This window comes from Amycolatopsis sp. ATCC 39116 (genome assembly GCF_000231075.2).
GTDB classification, from domain to species: domain Bacteria; phylum Actinomycetota; class Actinomycetes; order Mycobacteriales; family Pseudonocardiaceae; genus Amycolatopsis_E; species Amycolatopsis_E tucumanensis.
The window spans coordinates 39,488-55,572 of sequence record NZ_AFWY03000009.1 but is presented as its reverse complement, the minus strand read 5'-3'; the positions used below and the strand labels follow the sequence as shown (position 1 = coordinate 55,572).

Genomic DNA, 16,085 nt, shown 5'->3' with positions numbered 1-16,085 from the left:
TCGCGGACAAAAACTCACCGGATGCCTTGCGCTCCGGTCAAAAAAGGACTAGACCACTCGGTCATGCGCGTCGTCGGGCTCATCTCCGGCACGTCGGTCGACGGGATCGACGTGGCACTGGCCGAGTTGACCGCGTCCGGCGACGAGGTCGTGCTCGTCCCGCTCGGGCACTCCTCGGTCCCCTACCCCGGCGACCTGCGGCGGGAGCTGCTCGCGGCGCTCCCGCCGTCCGGCACCACCGTCGAGCAGGTCACGCGCCTGGACACCAGGGTCGGGCAGGCCTTCGCCGAAGCCGCGAGCAACCTGTCCGACACAGCGGACCTGGTCGCCTCCCTCGGCCAGACCGTCTTCCACTGGGTCGACGGCGGCCGCGCCCGCGGCTCCCTGCAGCTGGGGCAGCCGGCCTGGATCGCGGAACGGACCGGGCTGCCGGTGGTCGCCGACCTGCGCGTCCGGGACATCGCCGCCGGCGGGCACGGCGCTCCGCTGGCCAGCACCCTCGACGCGTTGTGGCTGCGGGACCTGGCCCCGGCCGTCGCGCTGAACATCGGTGGCATCGCGAACGTCACCGTCGTGCGGGCGGGGGGCGTGCAGGCTTTCGACACCGGCCCGGGCAACGCCCTGCTCGATCTCGCCGCGCACCAGGTGACCGGCGGCGCCCAGAGCAGCGACCTGGACGGCGCCATCGCCGCCCGCGGGCGGGTTCACGAGGAACTGCTCGGCCGCCTCCTCGCCGAGCCCTTCTACGCCGCCCCGCCACCGAAGTCGACCGGCAAGGAACTGTTCCACGCCGGCTACCTGCGGGCCGCGACCGACGGGCTCGACGTCCGCGACGAGGACCTGCTCGCCACCCTCACCGAGCTGACCGCGGTCACGATCGCCCGCGCCTGCGCGGACGCGACCACCGTGATCGTCTCCGGTGGCGGCGCGGACAACCCGTCGCTGATGCGGGCGCTCGCGCGGCACCTGCCCCGCGCCCGGCTGGCGACGAGCGACGAGTTCGGCCTGCCCCGCGAGGCGAAGGAGGCGTACCTGACCGCGTTGCTCGGCTGGCTCACCTGGCACGGCGTCCCGGCGAACCTGCCGGACGCGACGGGCGCGCGCGGACCCCGGCTGCTCGGCAGCATCACCCCGGGCGCGCACCCGCTGTCGATGCCCGCTCCACATCCGGTGACCGTCACCCGTCTGCGGGTAGCGGCTCACCCGGACCAACCGATAGGAGTGCCTGATGCACCCAGTTGACCTGGCGATCATCGTGGTCTACCTGGCCGCGATGCCCGCGATCGGCGTGCTCGTGGGGCGGCGCCAGCGCTCGGCGGCGGACTACTTCATCGGCGAACGCAGCCTGCCGTGGTGGGCGGTGTGCTTCTCGATCGTCGCCACCGAGACCTCCACGCTCACCGTGATCAGCACGCCGGGCCTGATCTGGGCGGCGTCCGGCAACTACAACGGGCTGACCTACCTGCAGCTCCCGTTCGGTTACATCATCGGGCGCACCCTGGTGTCGTTCGTGCTGCTGCCGCGCTACTTCAAGGGACAGCAGACCACCGCGTACGCGTTCCTCGGCGAGCGGTTCGGCTCGGCCATGCAGGGTGTCTCGTCGGTGGCGTTCATCGTGACGCGGCTGCTGGCCGAGGGCGTGCGGTTGTTCGCGGGCGCGATCCCTATCCAGGTCATCCTCAAGCACTTCGGGCTGCACACGTCGTACTGGCAGATCGTGGTGGTGCTGACCGCGCTCACCGTGATCTACGCGCTGGTCGGCGGCATCAAGGCCGTCGTGTGGGTGGACGTGATCCAGCTGTCGGTCTACATCGGCGGCGCGATCATCGCGATGATCGTGCTGGCCGGGAAGCTGCCCGACGGGTGGACGTCGCGCGCCGCGGACGCCGGGATCTTCCGGCTGTTCGACTTCAACTTCGACTTCCTGCACCTGCTGACCAGCCAGTACGCGTTCGTCACGGCCGTGGTCGGCGGCGCGATCTTCACCATGGCCTCGCACGGCACGGACCAGCTGATCGTGCAGCGGTTCCTCGCCTGCCGCAGCGTCGCCGACGGCCGCAAGGCGCTGATCGGCAGCGGTGTCGCGGTGACGATCCAGTTCGCGTTGTTCCTGTTCGTCGGCGCGATGCTGTGGGCGCACAACGGGTTCCGCACCCTGCCCGAGCTGGGCGTGAAGGGCGACGACGTGTTCACGAACTTCATCACCAGCGAGCTGCCGGTCGGCGTCGCCGGACTGCTGATCGCCGCGATCCTCGCGTCCACGATGGGCGCGCTGGCCTCGGCGCTCAACGCGTTGTCCAACTCCACGGTCGCCGACCTCTACCAGCGGTTCACCAAGCGCCAGCCGGAGGATTCGAAGCTGCTGCGGCACGGCCGGATCTGGACGCTGGTGTGGGCGGTGGTGTTCGCGGTGTTCGGTTCGCTCTTCAGCAACCGGAACAACCCGGTGATCGAGCAGGGCCTGTCGATCACCGGCTACACCTACGGCGCGATGCTGGGCGCGTTCTTCCTCGGCATGTGGGTCAAGCGGGCGCGGCAGCTGGACGCGATCATCGCGTTCGTGGTGACGGTCGCGGTGATGGCGGTCGTGGTGCTCGCGGTGAAGATCCCGCCCGCGCCCGGAGCGAAGCCGGTCGTGCTGGCGTTCCCGTGGTATACGCTGCTCGGCGTACTGATCACGCTCGTCGTGGGCGGCGCGCTGTCCCTGCGGCACCGCACTCCGGACACCACGGCCGCGAAGGAACCGGAGCCGGTCTAGATGGATGCGAACGCCCTGCTGTCCACCGCGCAGGAGTGCGCGGAGTTCCTGTCGGGGCAACTGCACCGCGACTGGTCGGCGGCCATCCCGGAGATGGACATGACGGTCGCGCAGGTCGTCGCCCACATCGCCGACTGCGTGCACTGGTACTCCTATGACCTCGCCGCCGGGCCGGTCGAGTTGTCGACCATGGAGTCGAAGGTGCGGCCGGAGTCCGAGCCGGCCGAGCTGGTGGTCACGCTGGGCACGACGGCGAAGGTGCTGGCCGCGGTGGTCGCGACCAGCTCGCCCGACGCCCGCGGCTGGCACCCGTGGGGCATCGCCGACGCGTCCGGTTTCGCGGCCATGGCGTGCGACGAGCTGCTGGTGCACACCGCCGACGCGGCGCGCGGGCTGGGCGTGGAGTTCTCGCCGACGCCCCGCCTGGCGGCCGCCGCCTTGTACCGGCTGTTCCCGTGGACGCCGATGGACACCGACCCGTGGCCCACCTTGTTGTGGGCCAACGGGCGGGCGTCCCTGCCGGGCCACCCGAGGCTGACGAAGTGGCGCTGGCACTGTGCACCAATGTCCGAATGGGACGGTTCAGCGCCGATCAGCTAGGGCGCGCGGCCGCTGGGTGGGCGTTATCGCGAGCACCGCGCGGCGGGCCCGAGCGCCGGCCACGATGGCGAGCAGGCAACCACCGTGCCGAGCGGCTTCGCAATGCGGACGGCCACCGCGGCGGACCGGCTGGACCACCATCCAGCCGCGCAGCCACAAACCGGGCCGCGCACCGCAGCGGCGACACCCCGCCACCCGCCCGATCATCGCCAACCCCCCAGCCCGAGCACCCACGGCACACGGGTAACCGCCACAACGCCCCGGCCGCAGCACCACCACCCGCGCAGCCACAAACCGGCTCCGCGCACCGGAGCAGCGCTCGGGACCTAGTCCTGCGCGGGCTGAGTCGGCGCGCCCTGCGAGAAGACCGTGTAGCGCGACGCCGACCAGGCCGGCGCGCCGGCGACCGGTTCCAGCCGCACCTGCACCGACGTCTGTCCGGCCGTCGCTGAGGCCGGGATGTCGAAACTGTCCTCCAGCCACCGCGAATGCGTGTTGCCCAGCGGCTGATACCACTCGCCGACGAGCCGGTCGTTCACGAACACCCGCGCGTGCTGGAACGCCTGGGCCTGGTCGGAAACCCGGTGCAACCGCAAGCCGCCATTGGCCTGGTCCACCCGGGCGGTGAACGTCACCGGCTGGGTGGTGGCCGTCGTCGTCCCAGTGACCGGCGTGCGGTCCCGCTTGCCCTCGAACGTCGACGTCAGCGACTCGCGCGTCTCGCCCGGCGCGGAATACCCGTGCTGCGACCGGCTCGCGTCGTCGCCGACCTCGACCACGTCGCTCTGGCTCATCGACGGCGTGCTCTGCCCGTACCAGTACGCGGTCGAGCTGTAATCAGCAGGCATGGACGACCGGTCGCCGTGCTCGATGTCGAACTCGATGCCGTTGCCGAAGGGCACCCCGTCGCCGATCATCAGCCGGTAGGCGTTGAGGCACACGTACTGGCAGCCGTCGCTCGCGTCCTCCCGGCTGACCAGCCCCGCCTGCGGCATCGCGTACGGCACGCCCTCGACCCCGCCGTCGCGGCCGTCCTGGAAGTACCAGCCGGACTCGTAGAAGTCCTCGGACCCGGTGCCGTGGATCGCCGGGCTGGCCGAGCCGTTCGGGTACATCCGCTCGTCGCCTTCGAGGTAGTTCAGCTGGTTCTGCCCCGGCGGGATGCCGCCGCGCATGCTGGAGGTGACCCCGTAGAACACGCCCCGCCCCTGCGCGGTGAGGAAGTTCCAGTCCTTACCGGACACCGTCTCGGCCCGGTGGTGCGTCGCGTGGAAGTAGCCGAGGGTGCCGTCCCGCAGGCCCGCCGTCACGCCCGAGTCCGGCGCGGAGGTCACCTCCAGGCTGCCCCCGGTGACCGGCACGCCCGAGCTGTTGACCAGCTCCGCCACCGCGCTGCGGGCGTAGGGCATCGGCCACCACGCCGTGAACGCGCCGTTCTCCGTGGTGTCGATGGCGTGCAGCAGCGTCCGCGACGCGTACTTGCCGAGCCCGGAGCCGAAGAACTCGCCGACCGGGGCGTCGACCGTGGTCTGCCCGTCGAAGGTCAGCCGCAGCCGCAGGCCCTCCAGCACCGCCTCGGACGCCGTCGCCTGCCCGGGGTCGGCCGGGTAGCGGAAGCGCCGCAGGCCGGCCCACCGCTCACCGTCCACCCGGTACCCGTGCACGGCTTCCTCGTTGGGGTGGTTGTGGCCGAGGTCGAGCACGTCGGTGCGCACCCACTGCCCGCCGACCTTGCTGTGCACCTCGTAGCGGAACTCGTTGACGTCCTCGGCGGAGGAGACGAACCTGGTCGCGACCTGCACCTGCGACCGGCCGCGAGTCAGGTCCGCCGGCACCTCGACGACCTGGTCCAGCCAGCCGCCGCCGGCGCGGGCCGGACCGCTGTAGAACTGGCCGGCCGGACGCCCCCCGACCAGCAGGTCCGCACGCTGCTCGCCGATGCCCGCGTCGACGCGGCGGGTGATCCGCACGCCGTCGTTGTCCGGCGCCACGGTCGCGGTGAACGAGCTGCCGCCCTGGCCGTACGCGCGGCCGTCGTCGGACATCCCGGGGGCCGCGATGACCTGCGGCAACCGGAGGTTGAGCTGCGTGATGCGCCGCGCGCCGGACGGGAGCGGGATCGAGAGGGCGGACCCGGCCGGGACGTCGACCGCGGCCGACTGCACCCGCGCACCGGGCGCCGCCGGTTTCGGGTCGCGTACGCCGAACCCGCGCAACCGCTGGATGACGTCCGTGGCCTTGTCCGCCGGGTTGAACGTGCGCACCCCCGCCGCGTCGGCGAACTGGCGGTAGGTGACGTGGTAGAAGTGCGGGTTGTTCTCGGTGGTGATCCGCATCGAGGTCGTGTACGGCATGGGCACCTTGATCGCTGCACCGCCCATGGTGTCGGCCGAGTTCCCCACCAGCGGCCACACGAACGGCGCGCCCTTCGCGCCGTTCACGATGTCCTGCAACGAACCCTGCAGCACGACCTTGCCGTCCAGCTCGATCTTGATCCGCCCGATCGCGGCGACCGACGTCGACTCGTAGGTGAACCAGATCGAGGACACCTCGCCCGGCCCGCGCGCGTCGGCGAGCAGGCAGTCCCCGTTGGCCTCCTCACGCAGGCACGAGTAGGTGCCCACGAAGCCGTCGTCGTTGTTGCCCGCGCGGTCGAAACTGGAGAACTGCTTGACCTGCTCGCCGGGCCGCATCCGGGCGAGCCCGTCGATCGATCGGTAGACGTCCCAGCCCACGGGTCCCTTGTCGCTCGCTCCGGGAGCCGGCGCCGCACCGGCGGGAACACCGACCACGAGCGCGAGAACCAGCCCGAGCACGACGATCACGGAGCGGTTTTTGGGCGCGACAAAGGAACTTTCGGGCACAGTGGGGACCCCCAGCCTGGACGGACCGCCGCGCCGCAGCGCGAGTAAACGATTTCTGAACTTAGCGCCTGGTGGCGTCAGTGTGTCTAGCGCCACATGGGTGGTTACGGATCAGACACTGAGGGTTATTGCCGGGCAGGAGTGATCGAAACGGACACTTTCGAGGGATCCGGTGGTCAGAGCCGATCGTTGAACAATTCTCTCGTGGATTGCTCACAGATCTGCACGGGCACCGCTTCCGCCGCCGTCGACCCGCCGGCCAACGGCTGGGAGCCGGCGGGAACGGCACCTGCGTGGCGCACCGGGCGTCCGAGGGCGGCAAGTACAACCTTCCCGAAGGAACGAAGATCACGGTCTTCTTCCTGGGTGGCCCGCAGGAGATCTTCACGTCCCGCAACTTCGTGAACGACCACTGAGCGGCGCCCGTCTCCCGCCCGCCGGGCGGGAGACACTTCACGCAGCCGGGAGGTCTTACGCCTCCTGGCGCAGGCGCTGGCTGATCACCTTCGTGATGCCGTCGCCCTGCATGCTGACGCCGTAGAGGGCGTCGGCGATCTCCATGGTCGGCTTCTGGTGCGTGATGATGATCAGCTGCGAGGACTCGCGCAGCTGCTCGAGCAGGCCGATCAGCCGCCGCATGTTCGTGTCGTCCAGCGCGGCCTCGACCTCGTCCATCACGTAGAACGGCGAGGGGCGCGCGCGGAAGATCGCGACCAGCATCGCGACCGCGACCAGCGACTTCTCGCCACCGGACAGCAGCGACAGGCGCTTGACCTTCTTACCCGGCGGCCGGGCCTCGACGTCCACACCGGTGGCGAGCATGTCGTCCGGCTCGGTCAGCACCATCCGGCCGTCGCCGCCGGGGAAGAGCACCGAGAACACCGTCTCGAACTCGCGGGCGACGTCGTGGTAGGCGGACGTGAAGACCTCGAGGATCTTGTCGTCCACCTCCTTGATGACCGTGAGCAGGTCCTTGCGCGTCGCCTTCAGGTCTTCCAGCTGGGTGGACAGGAACTTGTACCGCTCCTCGAGCGCGGCGAACTCCTCCAGCGCCAGCGGGTTGACCTTGCCCAGCGTCGCGAGGTCCCGTTCGGCCCGCTTCGCGCGCCGCTCCTGGGTGCTGCGGTCGTACGGGATCGACGGCGGGGCGCTCACCTGCTCGCCGTTCGCCTTGGCCTCCTCGTACTCGGCCATCTCCTGCGCGCTCGGGGGCACCGGCACGTCCGGGCCGTACTCGGCGACAAGGTCCTCCAGGCCGATGCCGAAGTCCTCGGCGATCTTCGTTTCCAGCTGCTCCAGGCGCAGGCGCTGCTCGGCGCGCAGCACCTCGTCCCGGTGCACCGCGTCGGTCAGCTTCTCCAGCTCGTGGGTCAGCTCGCGAACCTTGTTGCGCACCTGGGTGAGCGCGGCCTCGCGCTGCTGGCGCACGGCCTGCGCCTCGTCGCGCTCGGCGGCGGCCCGCTGCACCGACAGCTCGATCCGCTCCAGTGCCAGCTCACCCGCGTCGACCACGGCGGCCGCGATCTCCGCGCCACGCGCCCGCGCCGCCCGCGCCTTCTCGGCCCGCTCCCGCGCCGCGCGCTCCGCGTGTGCCGCCCGGCGCAGCGAGTCCGCCCGGCCGGCGATGCTGCGGGCCCGCTCCTCGGAGGTCCGCAGCGCCAGCCGCGACTCGACCTCCTCCTGGCGCACCGCCGCCAGCCGCTCCGCGGCCTCGTCGCGGGCGCTGGTGTCCGGGTCCTCGTCCACCGGCTGTTCCGCGACCGCGGCCAGCCGCTCCTCCAGCTCCGCCAGGCTGGCCAGCGCCTGCTCGCGGCTGGCCTCGACCTTCGCCCGCTGGTCCCGCAGCCGCGTCACCTCGGCTTCGGCGGACCGCGCGGCCTGCTGCAGCCGGTTCAGCCGCTCCGACGACCGGGCCTTGCGGACCTTCGCCTCGGACAGCGCTTCCTTAGCCTGGGCCACCTCTTCGCGCCGGGCCTGCTGCTCGGCGCGAGCGCCCTCCAGCTCGGCGGCCGTCTGCTCCAGGCGGCGTTCCGCGGCCATCAGCCGGTCGCGCGCCTCGTCGACCGCGGCCTGCACCTCGATGACGCTCTCGCTGCGGCCGGAGCCACCGACGGCCCAGTGCGAACCGAACACGTCGCCCTCGGCGGTCACGGCGCTGACCTCCGGGTGCACGGCGACCAGCTGCCGCGCCGCCTCCAGCGTGTCCACCACGGCGATCCGGTCCAGCGCGCGCTCCACCGCGGGACGCAGCGGCTCCGGCGCGGTGACCACCTCACGGGCCCACCGGGCACCGTCCGGCAGCGACGGCCAAGCCGAGGTGTCCACTGTGTACGGAGCACCGCCGAGCAGCACCCCGGCGCGGCCGGATTCGTTGTCCTTCAAGAACTTCAGCGCCGCGATCGCCTCGTCGCCGCCCTGCACCGCGACCGCGTCGGCGACCGGGCCGAGCGCCGCGGCGAGCGCGACCTCGTAGCCGGTCTCGACCGACAGCAGCGCGGCGACCGATCCGAGCAGCCCGGGCAGCTGGTCGCTCGCGCCGAGCAGCTCACCCGCGCCGTCCTTGCGCCGCAGCCCCATCGACAGCGCGTCCACCCGCGCCTTCTCCGACGCGATCTCGCGCTCGGCCTGTCGCTCGGCCTTGACCAGCTCCTCGACGCGAGCCTTGGCGGCCTGGTTGGCCTGGACCGCGCGGTCGTGCCGGTCCTGCAGGTCGGCGTCGTCGGACTCCTCGACCCCGCCCTCGGCGCGGGCCTCCTCCAGCTCCTCGACCGCCAGCTCGGCACGCGCCGCGGCCTCGTCGATCGCCGCGGTGAGGCGGTCGATCTCGTCGGAGGTCGCGCTGTTCTTGCTGCGCAGCGCCTCAACCTGGCCGGTGAGCTTCGCCAGGCCCTCGCGGCGGTCGGCGATCGCGCGCACCGCGGCCATGTGGGCCTTCTCCGCGGCCTGGACCTCGTGCTCCAGCTCCTCGCGGCGCAGCACGGCCTCGGCGAGCGTCTCGCGCGCGATCATGACCGCTTCGTTCAGCTCGGCCTCGCGCTCGGCGACCTGCTCGGCCTCGGCCAGCAGCTCCTCCGGGTCGCGGCCGCCCGTCGAGGTCTCGACGTCGGCGGACAGGTGCCGCTGCCGCTCCACCGCCAGCCGCACGGTGCCACGCAGCCGCTCGCCGAGGGCGGACAGCTTGAACCAGGTGTCCTGCGCGGCGTTGAGGCGCGGCGTGTCCTCCGCGACCATCGCCTCCAGCTGGGCCTCTTCGGCTCCGGCGAGTTCGAGCGCCTGCTCCACCTCGGCGCGGCGGGCGCGGGCGGCGTTCTCGTCCGCCTCCTCGCGCGCGATCGCCTCGCGCTGCGTGACCAGGTCGTCGGCCAGCAGGCGCAGCCGCGAGTCCCGCAGCTCGGCCTGCACGGCCTGTGCCTTGCGGGCGATCTCGGCCTGCTTGCCCAGCGGCTTGAGCTGGCGGCGCAGCTCGGCGGTCAGGTCGTTGAGGCGGTCCAGGTTCGCCTGCATCGCGGTGAGCTTGCGCAGCGCCTTTTCCTTGCGCTTGCGGTGCTTGAGCACACCCGCGGCCTCCTCGATGAAGGCGCGGCGCTCCTCCGGCTTCGACTCCAGGATCTGCGCCAGCTGCCCCTGGCCGACGATGACGTGCATCTCGCGGCCGATGCCGGAGTCCGACAGCAGCTCCTGGATGTCCAGCAGGCGGCACGAGCTGCCGTTGATCTCGTACTCGCTGGCGCCGTCGCGGAACATCCGGCGCGTGATCGAGACCTCGCTGTACTCGATCGGCAGTGCGCCGTCGGCGTTGTCGATGGTCAGCGTGACCTCGGCGCGGCCGAGCGGGGCGCGGCCAGAGGTGCCGGCGAAGATGACGTCCTCCATCTTGCCGCCGCGCAGGTCCTTCGCGCCCTGCGTGCCCATCACCCAGCGCAGCGCGTCGAGCACGTTCGACTTCCCCGACCCGTTCGGGCCGACGACGCAGGTGATGCCCGGTTCGAACCGCAAGGTGGTAGCCGAGGCGAAGGACTTGAAGCCCTTCAGCGTCAAGCTCTTGAGATGCACGTGGCGGGACCCTTCAACGCCTGGGTGATCCACGGAGTCTATCGGGGGCCGGCGAACGTCCCGGTCATGCCCGTGGGCGTGTTGTCCCCGCGCGCCCCACTGTGCTCAGGCGCCCCACGCGTCACTCCTCGACGAAACCGTCCAGCCCGCCCTGCGCAGGCGACCAGTGCTCGACGACTTGATCCACACGACCGGGTGATGATGTTGAGCGAAGGGTGTCAAGTAGCTGCTGACAGTGGTCCCGACTACCCTCCGCCAATACCCGAACACGCCCGTCGTCGAGGTTGCGCGCACTGCCGACCAGGCCGAGCTCCAGCGCCCTGCACCTGGTCCACCAGCGGAAACCCACTCCCTGAACCCGTCCGCCGACCCACGCCGTGAGCCGGACGGCGTCCTTTTCACCCGTCACGTCCCCTATCCTGCCGGAAGCTTTCCGACTGCGGAGGGTGATCATGCCGGTGCTCCTGGACAGATCGGTACTCACTCCCAGTGCTAATCTCCCCGGCAGGCGCCACCATTCGGGCTCACCCGTCCGGATGTGCTCAAGCCGGTTTCCCCGCCAGTCAAGGAGCGTCACATGGCCCACGTGGGTCGTCGGACCGAGGTGTCCCCGCCACGCGACTCCGCCTCGCGCAGCCAGCGCAGCGGCTACGTGCTGCTCGCGGTCAGCGGCGTCGTGCTCGCCACCGCGTTCGGCGGACTGGCCACGATCATCGCGCCGGGCGACTCGCCCAAGGTCGCGGTGCCCGGCGGCACCAACTCGACCTCGGGGGCGCAGCTCATCCCCGGCGACGCGGCGCCCGGCCAGACGCCGGTGACCGTCGACGGCGTGGCGATCCCCGCGGGCACCCGCACGGCCGTGGTGACGACCAACCCGGACGGGACGCAGGTCGTGACGCTGGTGCCGGCCGAGGGCTCCGGCGAGGCGCCGATCGTGCTGCCGCCCGGCACGCCGCTGCCGCCCGGCACGGTCATCCCGCCCGGCACCACGCTCCCGCCGGGCACCACGACCACTCCCCCGCGCAGCGACACCACCGCGACGCGCACCACGCCGAAGCCGCCGTCGAGCACCCCGTCGACCAGCAGCAGCACCCCGACCACCGAGCCGACCACCTCGACCGGCGAGAGCACCACGCCGCCGAGCAGCACGACCGACGAGAGCTCGACGTCAAGCGGCAGTGGTAGCCCGAGCCCGAGCGGGCAGGACTGATCGCCGCCGGCTGACCAGCCGCGTGACCAGCGCGATCACCGACAGCAGCGGCATCGGAAAGCCCAGCACCAGGCCGATCGCGGCGTCGGCGAGCGGCGCGCACACCGCGGCGACGAACACCCACACCGGCCCGGTCTGCGGTTTCGCGGCGCCGGCCCAGGGCGTGCGCTTCCAGGGTTTCGCCACGGACAGCCAGGCCTGGAAGGCGATCGCGCTCACCATGAGCACCGTGCCCGCGATGAGCCCCCACGGCGCGGGCGACGGATCCCCCGCCAGTGCCGCCTGTTCGGCGTCGGCCAGTGCCGGGGACAGCACGATGATGGCGACGTTGAACTGGACCACGGTGATCGTGAACTTGCCGAACACCCACCAGTGCCGGAAGAAGCCCCACGGCGTCGCGGCCGCGAGCAGGAACCCGGTGAACGCGGACGCGTTGGCCAGCGGGGCGAGCAGGTGCAGGTCGATGGCGTGGGCCATGGACATCGCGCTCGCCCGGCGGCCGGGATCCCCGCCCGAGCCGATCAGCATGAGCGTGAACAACGTGAGGGCCTCGGCCATCCAAGCGACGGACGTGATGATGTGCAACCAGACGGCCGCGTGCCGCCAACTCTTGAGCATGCCTCCGAGGCTGCCGCCCGGGGAGGCCGCGCACATCGGGCGCCGCCCGGATCTCTGCCCTGGTACGGAAGTCGCCGGATGTTGACAGGGCGGATCTCCCGGAGGCGACCGCTCCCCGCGGCGGGGTAGCCGTTCCCGCCGGGGCCGGGGGCTCAGGCTTCGAAGCGGTACCCCATCCCGGGCTCCGTGATCAGGTGCCTCGGCCGCGACGGCTCCCGCTCCAGCTTTCGCCGCAGCTGCGCCAGGTAGACCCGCAGGTAGTGCGACTCGTTCTCGTAGCCGGGGCCCCACACCTCCCGCAGCAGCTGCTTCTGCGCCACCAACCGGCCCCGGTTGCGCACCAGCAGCTCCAGCACCCCCCACTCGGTCTTGGTCAGGTGCACCTCGACCCCGTCGCGGTGCACCTTCTTCGCCAGCAGGTCCAGCGTGAACGACTCGGTCTCGATCAGCGCCTCGCCCTCGGCCGACGGCACCGCCGAGCGCCGCATGGCCGCGCGCAGCCGGGCGAGCAGTTCGTCCATTCCGAACGGCTTCGTCACGTAGTCATCCGCGCCCAGGTCGAGCGCCTTGACCTTGTCGGGCGACTCACCCCGCGCGGACAACACGATGATCGGCACCGTGGTCCACCCGCGCAGCCCGGTGATCACGTCCGTCCCGTCGATGTCCGGCAACCCCAGGTCCAGCACCACGACATCGGGCTTCGTCTCGGCCACCGCCCGCAGCGCCGCCGCCCCGTCGTGCGCGGTCACCACCTTGTACCCGCGCGCGGTCAGGTTGATCCGCAGCGCGCGCACGATCTGCGGCTCGTCGTCGACCACCAGTACCGTGCCGGTCTGCTCGGTCACGGAGCCACCTCCTTCAGCACCACCGGCACCACGTCGGGAGCCTGGCACGCCTTGAGCGCCACCACCACCGTGAGCCCGCCACCGGGCGTGTCCTCCGCCCGGATCACGCCGCCCATGGCCTCGGTGAATCCTTTCGCGACGGACAACCCGAGCCCGACCCCGGGCGTCGCGTCCCGGTCCCCGAGCCTTTGAAACGGGGCGAACGCCGCCTCCGCCGTCCCCTTCTTCAACCCGCGCCCGTGGTCCACGATCCGCAGCTCGACCCACTCCGCGTATGCCGAACCCCGCACCGCCACCGGACCGCCGCCGTGCCGCAACGCGTTGTCCAGCACGTTCGCGATCACCCGCTCCAGCAGCCCCGGATCGGCCATCACCGCGGGCAGCCGCTCGTCCACCTCGACCGCGACCGACTCCGAACCGTCCACATTCGACAACGCGTGCGCCACCACCTCGTCGTAGCCCACCGGCCGCAGGTGCGTCCGCACCGCCCCGGCCGCCAGCCGCGACGAGTCGAGCAGGTTGTTCACCAGCCGGGCGAGCCGGTCGGTCGACTCCTCCGCCGCCTCCAGCAGCTCCTCGGTGTCCTCCGGCGACAGGTCGATGTCCTGCGCCCGCAGGCTCCCGATCGCGGCCTTGATCGAAGTCAACGGCGTGCGCAGGTCGTGACCCAGCGCGGACAGCAACGCCGTGCGCAGCTGGGTCGCCTCGGCCTGGCGCTCGGCTTCCGCCTGCGCCGCCGCCATCCGCTGCTGCCGCAACGCGAGCAGCGCCTGCCCGGCCGCCGCCTCCAGCGCCCGCCGGTCCGCCGCGGGCAACGCCCGGCCCCGCAACGTCAGGTGCACGTCCGCGGTGACCGGGATGTCCACATCGGCCTCGTCCGGCTTGCCACACGGGTTGACGCCGGCGTGCTCGACCGCCTGCCACTTCCCGCCGCGCTTTTCCAGCAGCACCACGCATTCCATGCCGAAGTTCTCGCGCACCTTCTCCAGCAGCCGCGGCAACGGCTCGGCGTTCGTCAGCACCGTGCGCGCGTAGGACGCCAGCAAGGCCGCCTCCGTGCGCGCCTGCGCCGCCTGGGTCGCCCGCCGCGCCGCCCGGTCCACGACCAGCGCGACCAGCACCCCGACCAGGACCATCGCGACCAGGGTGATCACGTTGCTCTGCGCGTGCACGGTCAGTGTGTAGAGCGGTTCGGTGAAGAAGAAGTTCAGCAGCCCGGCCGACAGCAGCGCCGCCACCAGCGCCGGCCCCAGCCCGCCGACGAGCGCGACCACCACCGTGGCGAGGAAGTAGTCGACCACGTCGGTGGAGAAGTCCAGCTCCCGGCGCAGCAGCACCCCGGTCAGCGTGGCCAGGGCGGGCGCGAGGAACGCCAGCACCCAGCCGGCCAGCAGCCGCGACGGCGCCAGCGGGCTGCGCCTGCCCAGCCACGACCGCAGCCGCCCGCCCGCCTCGTCGTGGGTGACCATGTGCACGTCGATCTGCCCGGACCGCTGCACCACCGTCGCACCGATGCCCTCGTCGAACAGCCGCGCGATGCGCGACCGCCGGGACGTGCCCAGCACGAGCTGCGTCGCGTTGACGCCGCGTGCGAAGTCCAGCAGCGCGGTCGGCACGTCGTCGCCGACGACCGTGTGGAACGTGCCGCCCAGCTGGTCGGTGAGCTTGCGGTACCGGCCGGTCTCGACGTGCCCGAGCGCGGACAGCCCGTCGCCGCGCAGGACGTGCAGCACCAGCAGCTCCGCCCCGGCCCTGGTGGCGATGCGGCTGCCGCGCCGGATCAGCGTCTCGCTCTCCCGTCCGCCGGTGATCGCGACGACCACCCGCTCCCGCGTCTCCCACGTGTCGGTGATCCGCTGCTCGGCGCGGTAGCGCTGCAACGCCACGTCCACCTGGTCGGCCACCCACAGCAGCGCCAGCTCGCGCAGTGCGGTGAGGTTGCCGGTGCGGAAGTAGTTGCCCAGCGCGGCGTCGATCCGCTCCGCCGGGTAGACGTTGCCGTGCGCGAGCCGCCGCCGCAGCGCCTCTGGCGTGATGTCGACCAGCTCCACCTGCTCGGCCCGGCGCACGACGTCGTCGGGCACGGTCTCCTGCTGCGCGACGCCGGTGATGCGCTCGACGACGTCGCTCAGGCTCTCCAGGTGCTGCACGTTCACCGTCGACAGCACGTCGATCCCGGCGGCGAGCAGCTCCTCGATGTCCTGCCAGCGCTTCTCGTTGCGCGAGCCGGGCACGTTGGTGTGCGCCAGCTCGTCCACAATGGCCACCTCGGGGGCGCGGGCGAGCACCGCGTCCACGTCCAGCTCGGTGAAGTCGCGGCCGCGGTAGGTCATCCGCCGCCGCGGCACCGTCTCGATGCCTTCCAGCAGCGCCGCGGTCTTCGCCCGGCCGTGGGTCTCCACCAGCCCGGCGACGACGTCCGTGCCGCGGTCGAGGCGGCGCCGCGCCTCGCCCAGCATGGCGTAGGTCTTGCCGACGCCGGGCGCCGCGCCGAGGTAGATGCGCAGCTCTCCCCGGCGCGGCGGTTCCTTCTCCACGTCCACGCCTTCAGTGTGCTCCTGCCAGCTGGACGGCGAGGTTGAGTTCGAGCACGTTCACCCCGGGGATGCCGATGCCGTGACCGGTCGTGTTCGCCTCGACCAGCTGCCGGACCCGGTCCTCGGTCAGCCCCGTGTTGCGCGCCACCCGCGGCACCTGCAGGTCGGCGTAAGCGACGCTGATGGCCGGGTCGAGGCCCGACGCCGAGGCCGTGACCGCGTCGGCGGGCACCGCGTCCGGCGAGACGCCCTCGCGCTGCGCGATGGCCGCCTTGCGCTCCTCGACGGCCGCGACCAGGTCGGAGTTGAACCCGCCCTTGTTCGAGCCGCCGGACACCGACGGGTCGCCGGTCGCCGAGGGCCGGGTGTGGAAGTACGGGTCGTGCGCGGGGTCGGCCGGGACCGGGTCGATCCCGATCAGCGACGAGCCCACGACCTGCCCGTTCGCCGTCACCAGCGACCCCTCGGCGTTGTCGTGCAGCCCCGGGATCCGGGACAGCGCCCACACGCCGAGCGGGTAGACCACCCCGAGCAGCACCGTGAACACCAGCAGCACCCGCAGGCCGGCGCCGGTCTGCTTCACCAGATTCTTGATCATGA

The 16,085-nt window shown here is 71.9% G+C and carries 12 protein-coding genes; 5 read left to right on the top strand and 7 right to left on the bottom strand.

Features of this window, described 5'->3' with window-relative positions; translation table 11 throughout:
- Positions 1 to 63: 63 nt before the first annotated feature.
- From AMY39116_RS0313140 to AMY39116_RS0313130, 3 genes are read left to right on the top strand one after another with little or no spacing between them, the layout of a single operon-like run.
- Positions 64 to 1,242, top strand: a complete 1,179-nt coding sequence (locus AMY39116_RS0313140; protein WP_020418115.1) for an anhydro-N-acetylmuramic acid kinase — start codon at positions 64 to 66, stop codon at positions 1,240 to 1,242.
- Positions 1,229 to 2,758: a sodium:solute symporter gene (locus AMY39116_RS0313135; protein ID WP_020418114.1), complete on the top strand. Its 1,530-nt coding sequence runs from the start codon at positions 1,229 to 1,231 to the stop codon at positions 2,756 to 2,758. The genes AMY39116_RS0313140 and AMY39116_RS0313135 overlap by 14 nt, the downstream gene beginning before the upstream one ends.
- Positions 2,759 to 3,358 (top strand): maleylpyruvate isomerase N-terminal domain-containing protein, encoded by a 600-nt coding sequence (locus AMY39116_RS0313130; RefSeq protein WP_020418113.1) that lies wholly within the window; start codon positions 2,759 to 2,761, stop codon positions 3,356 to 3,358. It begins immediately after the preceding gene.
- 326 nt (positions 3,359 to 3,684) lie between these two features.
- Here the strand turns inward: AMY39116_RS0313130 and AMY39116_RS0313125 are convergent, their stop codons facing one another.
- Positions 3,685 to 6,183 carry a glycoside hydrolase family 172 protein gene (locus AMY39116_RS0313125; RefSeq protein WP_020418112.1) on the bottom strand — a complete coding sequence of 833 codons (2,499 nt, stop codon included), beginning with the start codon at positions 6,181 to 6,183 and terminating at the stop codon, positions 3,685 to 3,687.
- A 248-nt stretch (positions 6,184 to 6,431) separates the two neighbouring features.
- Here AMY39116_RS0313125 and AMY39116_RS46065 point away from each other — a divergent pair, with 248 nt between their 5' ends.
- A complete protein-coding gene (locus AMY39116_RS46065) occupies positions 6,432 to 6,638 on the top strand; it encodes a hypothetical protein (RefSeq protein ID WP_157358543.1) in 207 nt (68 codons plus the stop codon).
- A gap of 55 nt (positions 6,639 to 6,693) precedes the next feature.
- On the opposite strand, the gene smc is transcribed toward AMY39116_RS46065, so the two are convergent.
- Both smc and AMY39116_RS0313110 read right to left on the bottom strand, forming a co-directional pair.
- Positions 6,694 to 10,275: a chromosome segregation protein SMC gene (gene smc / locus AMY39116_RS0313115; protein WP_020418110.1), complete on the bottom strand. Its 3,582-nt coding sequence runs from the start codon at positions 10,273 to 10,275 to the stop codon at positions 6,694 to 6,696.
- 121 nt (positions 10,276 to 10,396) lie between these two features.
- Positions 10,397 to 10,729 (bottom strand): acylphosphatase, encoded by a 333-nt coding sequence (locus tag AMY39116_RS0313110; protein ID WP_020418109.1) that lies wholly within the window; start codon positions 10,727 to 10,729, stop codon positions 10,397 to 10,399.
- 123 nt (positions 10,730 to 10,852) lie between these two features.
- Here AMY39116_RS0313110 and AMY39116_RS46060 point away from each other — a divergent pair, with 123 nt between their 5' ends.
- On the top strand, positions 10,853 to 11,485 hold the full coding sequence (locus AMY39116_RS46060) for a hypothetical protein (RefSeq protein ID WP_157358542.1): 633 nt from the start codon (positions 10,853 to 10,855) through the stop codon (positions 11,483 to 11,485).
- On the opposite strand, the gene AMY39116_RS0313100 is transcribed toward AMY39116_RS46060, so the two are convergent.
- From AMY39116_RS0313100 to AMY39116_RS0313085, 4 genes are all read right to left on the bottom strand, one after another.
- A complete protein-coding gene (locus tag AMY39116_RS0313100) occupies positions 11,444 to 12,103 on the bottom strand; it encodes a hypothetical protein (RefSeq protein ID WP_020418107.1) in 660 nt (219 codons plus the stop codon). The two genes, AMY39116_RS46060 and AMY39116_RS0313100, sit on opposite strands and share 42 nt — an antisense overlap.
- A gap of 152 nt (positions 12,104 to 12,255) precedes the next feature.
- A complete protein-coding gene (locus AMY39116_RS0313095) occupies positions 12,256 to 12,948 on the bottom strand; it encodes a response regulator (RefSeq protein ID WP_020418106.1) in 693 nt (230 codons plus the stop codon).
- Positions 12,945 to 15,491 carry a DUF4118 domain-containing protein gene (locus tag AMY39116_RS42765; protein ID WP_020418105.1) on the bottom strand — a complete coding sequence of 849 codons (2,547 nt, stop codon included), beginning with the start codon at positions 15,489 to 15,491 and terminating at the stop codon, positions 12,945 to 12,947. The genes AMY39116_RS0313095 and AMY39116_RS42765 overlap by 4 nt, the downstream gene beginning before the upstream one ends.
- Positions 15,492 to 15,495: 4 nt before the next feature.
- Positions 15,496 to 16,083, bottom strand: coding sequence for a potassium-transporting ATPase subunit C (locus tag AMY39116_RS0313085; RefSeq protein WP_020418104.1), 588 nt, complete (start codon positions 16,081 to 16,083; stop codon positions 15,496 to 15,498).
- Between the last annotated feature and the right edge of the window lie 2 nt (positions 16,084 to 16,085).